The organism is Faecalibacter rhinopitheci, from assembly GCF_015234135.1.
GTDB classification, from domain to species: domain Bacteria; phylum Bacteroidota; class Bacteroidia; order Flavobacteriales; family Weeksellaceae; genus Empedobacter; species Empedobacter rhinopitheci.
Map to the genome: position 1 here is coordinate 127,138 of NZ_JADGIK010000001.1, position 14,775 is coordinate 141,912.

Below are 14,775 nucleotides of genomic sequence, written 5' to 3' on the forward strand. Positions count from 1 at the left end.
AAAACTTTTATAGATGCAAATATATATAATTTAAAAAAGGATAAATGATAAATTAATCGTAAAATTTATTTACTTTCACTTACCAATTAAGGGTTGATAACCAATACTTAAATTAAAGATACAACTTTCGTTGTTGAAATCTCTTTATAAATTTCTATTTTTCTTAAGGTTTCGATAGGCGAAATATTGTATTTTTGAAATCGTTTTGAATGTAAATTATGGGTAAAATAATTGCAGTAGCTAATCAAAAAGGTGGCGTAGGAAAAACTACTACATCGGTTAACTTAGCAGCTTCATTAGGAGTTTTAGAAAAAAAAGTTTTATTAATTGATGCCGATCCACAAGCAAATGCTACATCAGGATTAGGCTTTGATTTAGAAACTATTGAATGTGGTACTTATGAAGTGTTAGAAAATCAGATTCCTGCAAGTAAGGCTATTTTCCAAACAGCATCTCCAAATTTAGATTTAATGCCTGCTCATTTAGATCTTGTTGCAGCTGAAATTGAAATTGTAGATTATGAAGATCGAGAGTATATGCTGAAAAAAGCATTAGCTGAGATTAAAGATGACTATGATTATATTGTGATAGACTGTGCTCCTTCATTAGGGTTAATTACCTTAAATGCATTAACATCTGCGGATTCTGTAATTATACCTATTCAATGTGAATATTTTGCATTAGAAGGTTTAGGTAAATTACTCAATACCGTTAAAGGAATACAGCAACACCATAATAAAGATCTGGATATTGAAGGATTACTTCTAACTATGTATGATTCTAGACTACGCTTATCCAATCAAGTTCTTGATGAAGTAAGTAATCATTTCCCGCAAATGGTTTTCAAAACAATCATATCTCGTAATGTTCGTTTGTCTGAAGCGCCTAGTTTCGGAGAAACCATTATACAATATGATGCAGGAAGTAAAGGAGCAGAAAATTATTTGAATTTAGCTCGAGAATTTTTAATCAATAACAACGACACAGTATAATATGGCAAAGCCAATTAAAAATAATCGTCTCGGAAGAGGATTATCAGCCCTATTAAAAGATGAACCATCTATAAAATCTGCATCAGATGATGGTGCAAAAAAATTAGTTGGGAGCATTATCGAAATTGAATTAGATAAAATTACAGCCAATCCTTGGCAACCACGAACTAATTTTGATAAAAGAAATTTAGAGGAATTAGTTCTATCCATCCAATCGTTAGGTGTTATACAACCTATAACTGTACGAAAAAAAATTGATGGTAGCTACGAGTTAATCTCTGGAGAACGTCGTTATCGTGCATCTATTTTAGCCAAAAAAAATACCGTTCCTGCATACGTTCGATTAGCAAATGATCAAGAAATGTTGGAAATGGCTTTGGTAGAAAATATTCAACGCCAAGATTTAGATGCTATTGAGGTAGCTCTATCCTACCAACAATTAATTGATGAAATAAAATTAACGCAAGAAGATCTAAGTAAACGTGTTGGTAAAGATCGTTCATCAATTACGAATTACTTAAGATTACTAAAGTTAGACCCAATTATACAAACCGGTATTAGAGATGGAATGATTGCAATGGGTCATGGACGAGCATTAATGGCAATTGAAAATCCAGATTTGCAGTTTGAAATTTATGAAAAAATTGTAGGCGAAAATCTGTCTGTAAGAGAAACTGAAAAATTTGTAAAAGCGTTAAAAGCTGGAGAGAAAGTTGATGTAAAAATCAAAGAAAAAGTTGAATTACCTGAACAATATACAAATGCATTAGAAAGTTTTCAGAAACGTCTAAATACTAGTATTAAAATTCAGCGTACTAAAAATGGAAAAGGTAAAATTATTATAGATTTTACTTCTGATGAAGAATTTGAACGATTAAGAAGTTTTTTAAATGAAAACTAAATTAGTAATCTTAGCATTTGCACTGTTAACAAATTTTGGGTTTTCACAGCAAATTATCACAGAAGATTTAACGGTTGTAGACTCAGTATCAACTACACCTCAAAAACTTAATATTAAGGAAAAAAGTCCACTTAGGGCATCCTTATATTCTGCCGTTTTACCAGGAGCAGGGCAATTGTATAATAAAAAATGGATCAAGGCACCTATTGCATTAGGATTAGTGGGAACAGGAATTGCATTTTCTTCATATTATAATGGTTTACAGAATAAATATAGAAGAGCATATATTGCAGAATTAGAGGGCAAACCACACGAATATTCGGGAGTTTTAAATGCAGAACAACTTGCAGTTTACCAAGATGAATATAAACGTAACCGAGATTATACTGTTGCTTTAACAATTTTAGCATATATACTAAATATTGTAGATGCTACAGTAGATTCACATCTATTTAGCATCAAAAATGATCCTGACTTTACTTTTAAACCAACAGTGATTCAAGATCAAAATTCTCTGCAACCTGTACTAGGAATGAATTTAAATTTTAAATTTTAAAAAACACAAATTATGAAAGTAGGATTAATTGGATATGGAAAAATGGGTAAAGCCATTGAAAATATATTGTTAAAAAGAGGGCACGAAGTAGTTTTAAAAATATCTCATACCCCAACTGTTGAAGAGTTAAAAGGTGTGGAAGTTGCCATAGAATTTTCTAAACCAGAATTTGCATATGACAACCTTAAAGTTTTACTTGAAAACAATGTTAAAACTATTTGTGGTACAACAGGTTGGCTAAATAAACAAGGTGAAATAAATCAATTAACTATTGCAAATAAAACGGCTTATATATATGCTTCAAATTTTAGCTTAGGTGTTAATTTATTTTTTGAATTGAATAAACAATTAGCGCGTATGATGAATAAATATTTAAATGATTATAAAATAAATATCGAGGAAATTCACCATACTCAAAAATTAGATGCTCCATCTGGAACGGCTATAACTTTGGCGGAAGGAATTTTAGACAATACAAATTTAAATACTTGGTCATTAGATGAAACAGGTGATACTATAATTCCGATTGAAGCTAAGCGAATAGAAAATGTTCCTGGAACACATATTATACAATACACAAGCAACGTGGATACTATTGAAATTTCCCATACAGCACATTCCAGAGAAGGTTTTGCATTAGGTGCAGTTATTGCCGCAGAATGGATATGGGACAAACAAGGTATATACACTATGAATGATGTATTAGAACTTAATTAACAAACTACAAATAAAAATTATTTATGTCATTAATCATTTATTGGATTATTGGTTTTGTACTATACAACCTTATTTTTGGAGCTGGTACATGGAAATTGTTTCAAAATGCAGGAAAACCATCTTGGTCAGCATTTATCCCCTTCTTAAACATATGGAACGCATTACAAATTATTGACCGTCCAAAATGGTGGATAATTTTATTTTATTTACCAATTGTAGGCCCAATTTTTTGGTTAATCTTATACGTTGACCTTGCAGATACTTATGGTAAAATAGATCTGAAAGACAAAGTTATAATGGTTCTGACTTTAGGTTTGTATATTTTCGCCATCAATTATTCAGACAATCCTAAATATATGGGACCTGAAAAAAGATCTTCGACTTTAGTATCTTCATTAATTTTTGCATTAGTTTTAGCAACATTAGTACACAATTGGTTTATACAACCCATGATTGTACCAACTGGGTCAATGGAAAATACAATAAAAATTGGTGATGCATTATTTGTAGAGAAAATTAGCTATGGTGCACGTGTACCTATTACACCTTTAGGAATTCCATTTTCAGAATTTATCAAAAGAGATGCTTTCGTAGATAAAGCTCGTTTGCCTTATATGAGATTACCTGGCTTTAGAGATTTAAAATCTAATGATATTGTTGTTTTCAATTACCCAACAGATTCTGTCTATTCTGCTATTGATCGTAAGGATGCATACGTAAAACGTTTAGTTGGTATGCCAGGAGAAACTGTAGAAATTTCAAATGGAATTTTATATGTAAATGGGACGAAATATCAACCTAAAAAAGATGCTTTAGTACAACATAATTATAAAGTAGTTTCTAAAGTAGCATTATCCCCAAAAATTTTATACGAAGATTTTGGATTAATACAATCTGATTATTCAATTCAACAAGAAGGTAATAATATAGTTTACTACTTTGCTGCGCTTACAGATGCACATGTTACTTCATTAAAAGGTAATAGTAATATTATAAGTGTAGAACCTTATTTACAACCAAAAGGTAAAAAAACAGAACGCATTCGTTACGGAAATCAAATTGATAGTACTTATACAATTTTCCCAGTAAATAAACAATGGAATGAAGACCAATATGGCCCATTGTATATCCCTAAAAAAGGAGATGTTGTAGATATTAATAAAGAAACCTTAGCGCAATACATTAATGTGATTCGTAAATATGAAAATAACACATTAAAAATTGATTCTGCAAATGGTAAATTTGATGTGTTTATTAATGACCAAAAAACGAATAAATACGAAATAAAACAGAATTATTTCTTTATGGTTGGGGATAACAGAAATCAATCATTAGATGCTCGTTTCTTTGGTTACGTACCAGAAGATCATATCATTGGTCGACCTATATTAGTGTGGGCAAATATGAATGGAATGTTTGAAGATGCACCAAAGAAATTCATTTGGAACCGATTCTTTACTTCTATCAACAACGATAATCCAGATAAAAAATCATATGGATTATTTGTCCTAATTGCTTTTATAGGATGGATTGGTTACGATATTTGGAAAGCAAGACAAGAAAAACAAAAAAATAAATACTAAGATATTAATTTGAAATGAAGAATACATTTCCAGCTTTCTACTTCGGTCCTATCGAATATTTTTCAGCAATTGTAAAATCAGATTCTATAGACATTGACGTTTGTGAAAATTTTCAAAAACAAACTTATAGAAATAGATGCAATATTCTAGGTGCGAATGGAAAACTTCGCTTAGCGATTCCGATTTTTCATGATGGAAGTAAAAAAATGAAAGATCTTAAAATTTCTTATGACCATAATTGGCAAAAAGAACATTTTAAATCATTAACATCAGCCTACCTAAGTTCTCCTTATTTTGAATATTATGAGGACGAAATTAAAGCTATCTATGATAAGAAGGAGAATTTTTTATTGGATTTAAATCTTAAAACAATTGATTTTATTTTAGCCAAAATAAAATCCGATGTACAAGTAAATCATACGGAAACTTACAACCAATTGGATCCTGAATTTGATTTTAGAAATATATTCAGTGCAAAAAAATCATCCGAAATTGAATTTCCACCCTATGCGCAAGTATTTGATGACAAATTCGGATTTACACCTGATTTAAGTATTTTAGACCTATTATTTAGTGAAGGCCCAAGTGCGGGCATTTACTTAAAAAAATTATAAATATAAACATAGAATGAAAAAATTAGTTTTAGCATTATCCTTTGCCTTTTCAATTGGATTTGCACAAGCTCAAACTTCAGAAGTTCCAAAAGAAACTTGGTATCACTCAGATTTTGAACAAACTGGTGTATATGGAGTTAATACAGAAAAAGCTTTAGATTTTTTAAAGAAAAATAAAAGAAAATCTCAACCAATTGTTGTTGGAGTTTTAGATTCTGGTGTAGAACATTTCCATGAAGATTTAAAAGCTAACATGTGGATTAATACAAAGGAAATTCCAGGAAACGGAATCGATGATGATAAAAATGGATATATTGATGATGTACATGGTTGGTCATTCTTAGGTACTGCAAAAGGAATTAATTATAATGACGATACTGTTGAGTTAACACGTATTTATAAAAATTTAGCTGATAAATTTGAAACGTACGATCAACAAAAAAATCATGATGCTATCGTAAAAAATCCATCTGAGTATGCTGAATATTTAGAAATTAAAAAAGAATATTTAGGTGCTATTGGAAAAGCAAAATATACACAACAAATAGCTCAAGCTCGCTTAAATGCAATAGAACCAGGAATCAATAAAATGGTTTTAGAATTTGGTGATACTAAGTTAACGAAAGATATTATTTCAAAATATCAACCAACAGATTCTCAAGTTATCGAAGCTTTATGGATTTTTGGTGAAATGAAAGAAGAGCAATGGGTTGGTAAAACAATGAAAGAAGTTTCTAACTCTTACTTAGGAATGGCTCGTCGACAAGCTAAAGGAGATGCACTTACCTCTCACTATAATCTAGATTTAGTAAACCGAAAAGATGTAGATAATCCAAATGATTTAAAGGAAAAATTCTACGGTAATTCAGATTCTAACGGACCTGAAGCTTCTCACGGTACACACGTGGCTGGTATTATTTCTGCAGTTCGTGGAAACAAAATTGGTAACGAAGGTACTTCTGGTGGTAACCACGTAAAAATTATGTCTGTTCGTACAGTTCCTAACGGAGATGAAAGAGATAAAGATGTAGCAAATGCAATCTACTACGCTGTAGATAATGGTGCTAAAATCTTAAACATGTCTTTCGGTAAAACATATTCTCCTAATAAAGAAATTGTTTGGAATGCATTTAAATATGCTGCGGACAAAGGTGTTTTAATCGTAAAAGCTGCTGGAAATAGCAATGAAGATATTGATACGCACATCCACTATCCTACAAATTTTAAACCAGACGGTACAACAGTTTCAAATGCTGTATTAACAATTGGAGCGTCAACACGCAATGCAGACAAATTAAAAGCTGCTTTTTCTAATTATGGAATTAAATCTGTAGATGTTTTTGGTCCAGGAGCAGAAATATATGCTACTTATCCTGGTGTTGATCAATACCGTTTCTTAAATGGTACATCTATGGCATCGCCTGCTGTAGCCGGAGTTGCTGCATTAGTTTGGTCTCATTACCCAAAATTATCAGCACAAGATATTCGTACAATTTTAATGGAAACAGTAAATAAAAACGAACAATTAAAAGATATTTCAGTTGCGGGAGGAGTTGTTGATTCTTACAAAGCTGTGCAACGTGCAGAAGAAATTTACAAACAACGTAAATTAAAATAGTCATTTTTTTCAATATTATTAAGGCTCCTTATTTATTTTGGAGCCTTTTTTGTTAAATAAAATTATTTAACTTTATAATGGTATCAATTCCATTAAATATTCAACAAATAACAAAACAAAACTTCATTCAATAATGAAAAAAATATTATACAGTTTAGCATTAACAGCTTTATTAACTTCTGTAACATACGCACAAACTCCTAGACAAGATATTGATTTAAAAACTTGGCAACATATGTCTCTAGAAGAATCTGGTGTTTATGGTGTGAATACTCAAAAAGCAATTGATTTCTTAAAACAGAAAAATAGAAAAGCAACGCCATTTATCGTTGGTGTATTAGATTCTGGTGTAGAGGTTACTCATGAAGATCTAAAAGATAATGTGTGGATAAATCCTAAGGAAAAAAAAGATGGTAAAGACAATGATAATAATGGATATATAGATGATATTCATGGTTGGAATTTTATCGGAGGAAAAGATGGAAAAAATGTTGACCATGATACTTTAGAATTAACTCGATTATTTAAGAAATATAAATCGTTATTTGAAACTGATAAAAACGCAGAAACAAATAAATCAAAATTCGCGAAAGAATACGCTGAATATCTTGAAATAAAGAATAAGTTTGAAACAGAATTAGCTGATGCCAAACAAAATTTAGGTCAATATCAGAATATTCATAATGGTTTAAAAACTCCAATCGAAAATCTGATTAATCAAATTGGAGAACAAAAATTAACTGAAGAATTCATGTTATCATTTCAGCCCAAAGATGATATTACAAAACAAGGGATGATGATCTTTGCTATGGTTCCTCCTGAGGCTTGGAAAGGTAAAACTATGAATGAATTCGGGACTGAAATCTTAGGAGAAATTGGTGAAGCTGTAAAACATTATCAAAACCAAGTAGATTATAATTTAAATCTTAACTATGATACACGTTCTATAGTTGGTGATGACTATTCTAATATTAAAGAAAAACATTATGGTAATAGTGATGTTGATGGACCTGATTCTAATCACGGAACACATGTTTCTGGGATAATAGCTGCAAAACGTAATAACGGGATTGGTATGGACGGAATTGCGGGCGATGGAAATGTAAAAATCATGTCTGTACGTACAGTTCCTAATGGAGATGAAAGAGATAAAGATGTGGTTAATGCAATTCGATATGCTGTAGATAATGGTGCTAAAATTTTAAACATGTCTTTCGGAAAAGCTTATTCTCCTGATAAAGAAGAAGTTTGGAATGCATTTAAATATGCTGCTGATAAAGGTGTTTTATTAATAAAAGCAGCTGGAAATGATGATTTAAATATTGATACAGATTTACACTTTCCTACAGTATTTAATGATAAAGGAGACGCTGTTTCAAATAATGTAATTACAGTAGGATCTTCTACTAGCGACAGTAATATTTTAAAATCTAGTTTCTCTAATTACGGTAAAAAATCTGTGGATGTTTTCGCTCCAGGATCTGAAATTTATTCAGCAATCCCAACTAGAGATGGAAAATATAAGTCCAATTCAGGTACTTCTATGGCTTCACCAGTAGTTGCTGGTGTAGCAGCATTAGTATGGTCTCATTATCCTAAATTGACTGCAAAAGACATTAAACAGATTATTATGGAATCTGTAAATAAAAATGATCAATTAAAAGAGGTTTCTGTAACTGGTGGAGTTGTTGATGCTTATAAAGCAGTACAATTAGCTGAAAAAATAGCAACAAAGAAATAAAAATTCACATTTCAGTTTGAAAATTAAAGTTTCAGACTAATACTTTCAATAAAAAAGGTAGACAGTAGCCTACCTTTTTTATTGAATATTTATTAATAAGTTTTACAGATAAATACTTTCAGGAAGAATACCTGAATCTAATTCTTTTGGAGAAACACCAGGTCTAAAAACTCGAGCACTCAAGCTACCTTTTAGCTCTATATTTCCATTTTCTACTCTTAGCCAACTTCCTTCTCGCAAACCAATTACAGCCTGATTATTAAATTTATGAAATTCATTAATGCGAGTTTCTCTTGTTTCCCCTTTATGAGTGGATAATAAATCGGGATCTAAATAATGAGGATTAATATTAAAAGGCAAAAATTGTAAAGCCTCAAAACATGGTGGATATACGATTGGCATATCATTCGTCGTTCCAATTGTTAACCCTGTCAGATTGCTTCCTGCACTACTTCCCATGTAGGGAGTACCTTTTGCAACAACTTCTTTTATAACCTCAACTAATCCTAATTCATACAATGTTTTTAGAAGCAAAAAAGTATTTCCTCCTCCAATAAAAATAGCTTTTGCTTTACGAATTGTTTCTACGGGATCTTTAGATGTGTGTAACCCGCTAACGCTTATATCAAATGGTTCTAATGCTGTTTTAAGGTTTAATGTATATTCATCATGTGAAATTCCTGAAGGTCGTGCAAAAGGAATAAATAACAATTCGTCAGTTTGTAAAAAATCTAAGATTTCTTCACGAATATATTCTAAATATCCACTACCATATATTGTACTTGTACTTATAACAAGTAAACGAAAATTAGGATTAATCATAAGTTGTAATTTTCACCAAAGTTACTTTGAAAAATAAAATTAAAACAACGAATAAATTAATTTTTGAAATTTTAAACCTCTAAAACTTGTATGGATTTAATCAATGGAATATTTATTTATAAAGCTCTAATCAAATACGTTTAAATAAAAAAGTCACTCCGAAAAGTGACTTTACTTAGATTGAAATATTACAGATATTATTTTTCTTCTTTATCAGCTTCAATATTAATTTCGGATTTTGCTAAATCAGATAAAATCTTATCTGCATTTTTTTCTTGTTTCAAGATTTCATCAATAAATTTTTTAGCTTCCTTATGACCAAGAATTTTAGCATAAGAACTCATTGTACCGTAAGATGCAATCTCATAATGCTCTACCTTTTGACAAGCTGCTATAATCCCTGCATCACGCACAGGCCCTGGTTCTGTAGAGGCTAAGATATCTTCACCCTCATCCAAAATTCCTTGCATTGCATCACATTTTTCTTCTTCAGCTTTCACATCGATAGATTTAAAAACACTTTTCAAAATTTTTACATGCTCTTTTGTCTCTTTTAAATGATCTTCTAATGCTGATTTTAAATTTTTAGAAGTAGCATTTTTAACCATTTTTGGTAAGGCATCCTTTACAGCATTTTCTGCCCATAATGCATCTTTTAAACAATCTTCAAATAAATCTTCTAAAGATTTAGCAGCATCTTTTTTTGGCTTTACTTTACTTGTCGTCATAATTTTATATTTAAAATTTAGATTGGTTATTTATATTTTTTCTAGCATTTATAGAAGTCTCATAAATTTTTTGTCTTAGTTGTTGGATTTTTCCCACTGGCAATAATTCATCAATATTATCAAAAGGATTGAATGACAAATTTTCCATTTCTAAAGTTTCAGCTATTACATTATTGAATTCAAAAGTACCAAATTCTATATCAGGAGAATTTTTCCATATTTTCAATAAATTATTAATCGGTTGGTCATCTTCGTCATAACTTAATTGATAAAAAAGCTTAAATTTAAGTGAATATTTTTTTAGATAATTCTGTATTGTTTCATTAATTGTTTTTCCTTCATCAAATTCAGGATGAAAAAGTTGTGGAACAGCTTTTATTTTCATCATATAATTTCCTATTTTATATGCACCAATAGAATGATAATTTCTTGAAAAAATAAAATAAGAATACATTTTTCTCCATTGATTAATCGATTTTATAAAGTCTTTATTCATAGTTTCAAAACCAACAGGAATTAAATTAGAAATGATTTCAACTAAATGATTAGGTTTCTGAATCAAACTATTTGTAAAAAGTTGATTAACTTCATTAAATATTTTCAGAAAATTAGACACAGAATTTGTAACAAAAACTGGGAAATTGACTAAAGGTAAATTAATCTCTTTTTGATTATCAAGTATAATTTTAAATGAATTCCCATATAATGGAAGCTGTTTATCTGTAGATATTATTTTGATATGAGCATGAGAAACTCTAACTATAGCATTATACTTATCCTTTGTAAAGATTGATTGTACTAAAGGATCTTGAGAAGGCTTAAAAATTGAATCTATATACGCATATGTTTTCGCATGTGCATCTCTAGTTGCGTAATTTACATTACTTATCTTGGGAGAATTTTCTACAAATGATTTAATATATTCTAGTGATTTATCTAATAATATATTTTCTTCTGCAGAAAGCTTACTATATGATTCATTATAAAGAATTGGATTTCTCATTTAGTTTAGTTTTTATAAGACTTTAGGTATAAACTAGTCAATACTGTTTCAATAAAGCTTAATCAACATTTATTCCTCTGATTATTAAATGTTTATTATTAACAAAACCATAACAGTTTTAGTTTAAAATAACAACAAATTATAATTTATATTATTTAATTAAGACATGTTTATATAATTTATCCATTTACACTTTCACCTCCATTGGGATGCAAAATCTGTCCTGAGATATAAGAACTATCCTCACTTGCTAAAAATAAATAACTAGGCGCAACCTCATATGGCATTCCCGCTCTCTTTAGTGGCTGTTCGCTACCAAACTCAGAATTATGTTTACCATCAAATGTAGATGCAATTAGAGGAGTCCAAATTGGTCCAGGAGCGACACCATTTACTCTAATTTGTTTTTCTGCCAAATTCTTGGATAGACTTCTTGTAAATGCAATTATAGCACCTTTGGATGCAGCATAATCTATAAGATGATCACTTCCTCTATAAGCTGTTACAGAAGTTGTATTAATAATAGAAGCACCTTTTTTTAAAAATGGTAATGAAAATTTAGTGATCCAAAAATAGGAATAGAAATTATTTTTAAAAGTTTGGTCCAATTGTTTTGTACTTATGTCTTCTAAAGATTTTGATTCCCAATGCAATCCAGCGTTATTTACGACAATATCTATTTTACCAAAATAACTAATAGTTTCATCTATTAATTTTTGACAATTCTTTTCCTTGGATACATCTAATTTTAGCATTTTACATTTTCTACCAAAATTTAATATCTTGGACTTAGTATCTTTCGCATCAATAGTTTCGGATAAATAACAGAAACTAATATGAGCTCCTTCTTTTGCAAAAAGTAAGGCAACAGCTTTACCAATTCCACTATCTGCACCAGTTATTATTGCCACTTTATCTACTAATTTGCCTTCTTTTGAATATTCTATAGGAGCAGTAAGGGATTTAGGTTGTAAATTTTCTTCAAATCCCGGTCTTTTTTGTTTTTGTTTTGGCCTTAATTTCTTCGTCATAGCTTGGTTTTTATATTTCAGAATCAAAAACCATACATTAATTATTTAATATCTAACACAATAAGTATTTTTAAACTTATAATTAAACCATTATAATCGTATCTAATTTTAGTTATAAACAAAAAAAAAGAGCTAAGTTATACTTAGCTCTTTTTTGAAATTTATCTTTAAATATATTAATTTTTATATGTAATCCATTTCAGCATTTCTTTAATGGTTGGCTTTTTACCGTAGATTAAAATTCCGATTCTATATATTTTAGAGGCTATTAATATCATTCCAATCGTACTAATCAATAGTATAAAGATTGATAAACATAATTCCCAAATTGGTATATCAAAAGGAATACGTGTTATCATAGATATTGGAGATGTAAATGGAATCATGGACAACCAAAATGCTACAGGACCATCAGGGTTTTGTAAGGTGGTAAAAGACCCATACAATCCAATCATCATCGGAATTAAAGGGAAATACGTAAATTGCTGAGTATCCGTATCATTATCTACAGCAGATCCAATTGCTGCAAAAATTGATGAATAAAATAAATATCCTAATACGAAATATATAATAAAAGTAAAAATTATTAAAGGATAATTAAAGGATAACAAAACTTCTGAAGTCTCTGCAACCATTTGCATTAATTCAGGATTATCATCGACTAACTCTTGTTGGTTAACTACATCTTGTGCCATTTCTACTCTACTAGCTGCAATAGCAGGAAACGCCATTAATAAACCAATAGTCATACCTATCCAAATTGTAAATTGAGTTACAGCAACCATCGTAGTTCCTAAAATTTTTCCCATCATTAGTTCAAAAGGTTTTACAGACGAAATAATGATTTCAACCACACGGTTATTCTTTTCTTCCACTACAGAACGCATCACTTTTACTCCATAAATCATAATAAACATAAAAATGATATATGTTAAAGCTCCAGATAGCGCTACTTTTAGCTCAATACCTTTATCCTCTTTTCCTTCTTTTACATTAAATACATTTAGGCTTACCTTAGAATTGGTTTTTATTAAATCTTCTTGATTAATTCCTGAAGTTGATAATCGATAAGACTCAATCTTATCAGACATCATTCTTGAGATTTTTTCTCGATCTATAATTCCTAGGTTTCCGTTTGTAGATAACTTTGAATTTTTCTCGATATTTTCAAAATTACCATCAGTGTTAGATGGAATTTCTAATAAAGCACTTATATACTCGCTTCCATTTAATGTATCTTTTATTGCCTTTGCTTCATCAGGAGTATAAATATTAAAAATCATTTTTTCATCTGACTTAAAAGATGTTACAAACTGAGCACTTTCATCAATTACAGCAATGTTTTTAACGTCTGAATTATTTGTAATACTTAACCAAAAAACAACTCCTCCTGCTCCAACAATTAACAAAGGAGAGATAATAGTCATTATCAAAAAAGCTTTATTTTTTACTTGAGAAAAAAATTCTCTAGAAGCTATTAAAAAAATATTATTCATGGATTGATTACTTATTATTATCTAAATTCGATTGTTTAACAGCTTGTAAAAATACATCATTCATAGATGGAATAATTTCCTTAAACTGACTTATTTGTCCCATATCGACTAATTCTTTTAGTAAATTATTTGAAGGTATATTTTTATCAATCAATAAATTAAACGATGTTATTTCATTTAATGCTTTAACATCTTTTATTTGATATTTGTTTCCTAAATAATTCAAATTATCAGTTGAAATATCATGTATTCCAATATTATATTCTCCTGATTTAAATTGATTACGAACATCTTCTATTTTACCATCCAATACTTTCTTCGATTGATTGATTAAAGCAACATGATCGCACATCTCTTCAACAGATTCCATACGGTGTGTAGAAAAAATTATAGTTGTTCCTTTATCACGAAGTTCTAATATCTCATTTGCAATAAGTTGTGCATTAACAGGATCAAACCCAGAAAATGGCTCGTCAAAAATTAGTAACCACGGATCATGAATCACAGTTACAACAAATTGTACTTTTTGCCCCATTCCTTTAGAAAGCTCGCTCAATTTTTTATCCCACCAAGACATTATATCTAGTTTCTCAAACCAATATTTAGTCTTTTGTCGTGCTTCGGCAGAAGACATCCCTTTTAGTCGAGCAAAATATATTGCTTGTTCGCCGACTTTCATGTTTTTATATAATCCACGCTCCTCTGGCATATAGCCTACTTGAGCGATAGAATTTTTAGTTAATGGCTCTCCATTTATTAGAATTCTACCTTCATCTGGAGCTGTAATTTGATTTACAATTCGGATAAATGTAGTTTTTCCTGCACCGTTTGGTCCTAAAAGTCCATATATAGAACCTTTTGGTATATTGATACTAAAGTTGTTAAGCGCAACTTTATCTTTATATCTACGCGTTAAGTTCTCTGCTTGTAATAAATATTCCATATTAATACGTAAGTTGAATTTCCAAAGTTA

At 29.9% G+C, this 14,775-nt stretch carries 14 protein-coding genes; 8 read left to right on the forward strand and 6 right to left on the reverse strand.

Annotated elements, in window-relative coordinates; genetic code table 11:
* Nucleotides 1-218 precede the first annotated feature (218 nt).
* The 8 genes from IM532_RS00605 to IM532_RS00640 all read left to right on the forward strand — a co-directional run bounded on the left by IM532_RS00605 (nucleotide 219) and on the right by IM532_RS00640 (nucleotide 8,722).
* Nucleotides 219-992: a ParA family protein gene (locus tag IM532_RS00605; RefSeq protein WP_194181505.1), complete on the forward strand. Its 774-nt coding sequence runs from the start codon at nucleotides 219-221 to the stop codon at nucleotides 990-992.
* Nucleotide 993: 1 nt separating this feature from the next.
* On the forward strand, nucleotides 994-1,893 hold the full coding sequence (locus IM532_RS00610) for a ParB/RepB/Spo0J family partition protein (RefSeq protein ID WP_194181506.1): 900 nt from the start codon (nucleotides 994-996) through the stop codon (nucleotides 1,891-1,893).
* Nucleotides 1,883-2,449, forward strand: coding sequence for a DUF5683 domain-containing protein (locus IM532_RS00615; RefSeq protein ID WP_194181507.1), 567 nt, complete (start codon nucleotides 1,883-1,885; stop codon nucleotides 2,447-2,449). Before IM532_RS00610 ends, IM532_RS00615 begins: the two co-directional genes overlap by 11 nt.
* A gap of 12 nt (nucleotides 2,450-2,461) precedes the next feature.
* Nucleotides 2,462-3,166: a 4-hydroxy-tetrahydrodipicolinate reductase gene (dapB, locus tag IM532_RS00620; RefSeq protein WP_194181508.1), complete on the forward strand. Its 705-nt coding sequence runs from the start codon at nucleotides 2,462-2,464 to the stop codon at nucleotides 3,164-3,166.
* A gap of 23 nt (nucleotides 3,167-3,189) precedes the next feature.
* On the forward strand, nucleotides 3,190-4,749 hold the full coding sequence (lepB, locus tag IM532_RS00625) for a signal peptidase I (protein WP_194181509.1): 1,560 nt from the start codon (nucleotides 3,190-3,192) through the stop codon (nucleotides 4,747-4,749).
* Between the two features lie 14 nt (nucleotides 4,750-4,763).
* Nucleotides 4,764-5,363: a WbqC family protein gene (locus tag IM532_RS00630; protein ID WP_194181510.1), complete on the forward strand. Its 600-nt coding sequence runs from the start codon at nucleotides 4,764-4,766 to the stop codon at nucleotides 5,361-5,363.
* Between the two features lie 13 nt (nucleotides 5,364-5,376).
* A complete protein-coding gene (locus IM532_RS00635) occupies nucleotides 5,377-6,981 on the forward strand; it encodes a S8 family serine peptidase (RefSeq protein ID WP_194181511.1) in 1,605 nt (534 codons plus the stop codon).
* A gap of 133 nt (nucleotides 6,982-7,114) precedes the next feature.
* A complete protein-coding gene (locus tag IM532_RS00640; protein WP_194181512.1) occupies nucleotides 7,115-8,722 on the forward strand; it encodes a S8 family serine peptidase in 1,608 nt (535 codons plus the stop codon).
* A 102-nt stretch (nucleotides 8,723-8,824) separates the two neighbouring features.
* Here the strand turns inward: IM532_RS00640 and pepE are convergent, their stop codons facing one another.
* The 6 genes from pepE to IM532_RS00670 form a co-directional block, all read right to left on the reverse strand.
* Nucleotides 8,825-9,544 (reverse strand): dipeptidase PepE, encoded by a 720-nt coding sequence (pepE, locus tag IM532_RS00645; protein WP_194181513.1) that lies wholly within the window; start codon nucleotides 9,542-9,544, stop codon nucleotides 8,825-8,827.
* A 197-nt stretch (nucleotides 9,545-9,741) separates the two neighbouring features.
* Complete coding sequence (locus IM532_RS00650; RefSeq protein ID WP_194181514.1) at nucleotides 9,742-10,272, reverse strand: YciE/YciF ferroxidase family protein; 531 nt, start codon at nucleotides 10,270-10,272, stop codon at nucleotides 9,742-9,744.
* A 10-nt stretch (nucleotides 10,273-10,282) separates the two neighbouring features.
* Entirely contained in the window at nucleotides 10,283-11,275 is a 993-nt protein-coding gene (locus IM532_RS00655) for a catalase family protein (RefSeq protein WP_194181515.1), read from the reverse strand.
* Nucleotides 11,276-11,454: 179 nt separating this feature from the next.
* Nucleotides 11,455-12,306, reverse strand: a complete 852-nt coding sequence (locus IM532_RS00660) for an SDR family oxidoreductase (RefSeq protein ID WP_194181516.1) — start codon at nucleotides 12,304-12,306, stop codon at nucleotides 11,455-11,457.
* A 176-nt stretch (nucleotides 12,307-12,482) separates the two neighbouring features.
* Nucleotides 12,483-13,802, reverse strand: a complete 1,320-nt coding sequence (locus tag IM532_RS00665; RefSeq protein ID WP_194181517.1) for an ABC transporter permease — start codon at nucleotides 13,800-13,802, stop codon at nucleotides 12,483-12,485.
* 7 nt (nucleotides 13,803-13,809) lie between these two features.
* A complete protein-coding gene (locus tag IM532_RS00670; protein WP_194181518.1) occupies nucleotides 13,810-14,745 on the reverse strand; it encodes an ABC transporter ATP-binding protein in 936 nt (311 codons plus the stop codon).
* Between the last annotated feature and the right edge of the window lie 30 nt (nucleotides 14,746-14,775).

What these genes read in the sequence shown, in the direction of transcription:
- pepE (WP_194181513.1), bottom strand. Translation starts at nt 9,544, where the DNA reads ATGATTAATCCTAATTTTCGTTTACTTGTTATAAGTACAAGTACAATA.
- IM532_RS00630 (WP_194181510.1), top strand. Translation starts at nt 4,764, where the DNA reads ATGAAGAATACATTTCCAGCTTTCTACTTCGGTCCTATCGAATATTTT.
- IM532_RS00635 (WP_194181511.1), top strand. Translation starts at nt 5,377, where the DNA reads ATGAAAAAATTAGTTTTAGCATTATCCTTTGCCTTTTCAATTGGATTT.
- IM532_RS00610 (WP_194181506.1), top strand. Translation starts at nt 994, where the DNA reads ATGGCAAAGCCAATTAAAAATAATCGTCTCGGAAGAGGATTATCAGCC.
- IM532_RS00640 (WP_194181512.1), top strand. Translation starts at nt 7,115, where the DNA reads ATGAAAAAAATATTATACAGTTTAGCATTAACAGCTTTATTAACTTCT.
- dapB (WP_194181508.1), top strand. Translation starts at nt 2,462, where the DNA reads ATGAAAGTAGGATTAATTGGATATGGAAAAATGGGTAAAGCCATTGAA.
- lepB (WP_194181509.1), top strand. Translation starts at nt 3,190, where the DNA reads ATGTCATTAATCATTTATTGGATTATTGGTTTTGTACTATACAACCTT.
- IM532_RS00660 (WP_194181516.1), bottom strand. Translation starts at nt 12,306, where the DNA reads ATGACGAAGAAATTAAGGCCAAAACAAAAACAAAAAAGACCGGGATTT.
- IM532_RS00665 (WP_194181517.1), bottom strand. Translation starts at nt 13,802, where the DNA reads ATGAATAATATTTTTTTAATAGCTTCTAGAGAATTTTTTTCTCAAGTA.
- IM532_RS00650 (WP_194181514.1), bottom strand. Translation starts at nt 10,272, where the DNA reads ATGACGACAAGTAAAGTAAAGCCAAAAAAAGATGCTGCTAAATCTTTA.
- IM532_RS00655 (WP_194181515.1), bottom strand. Translation starts at nt 11,275, where the DNA reads ATGAGAAATCCAATTCTTTATAATGAATCATATAGTAAGCTTTCTGCA.
- IM532_RS00670 (WP_194181518.1), bottom strand. Translation starts at nt 14,745, where the DNA reads ATGGAATATTTATTACAAGCAGAGAACTTAACGCGTAGATATAAAGAT.
- IM532_RS00615 (WP_194181507.1), top strand. Translation starts at nt 1,883, where the DNA reads ATGAAAACTAAATTAGTAATCTTAGCATTTGCACTGTTAACAAATTTT.
- IM532_RS00605 (WP_194181505.1), top strand. Translation starts at nt 219, where the DNA reads ATGGGTAAAATAATTGCAGTAGCTAATCAAAAAGGTGGCGTAGGAAAA.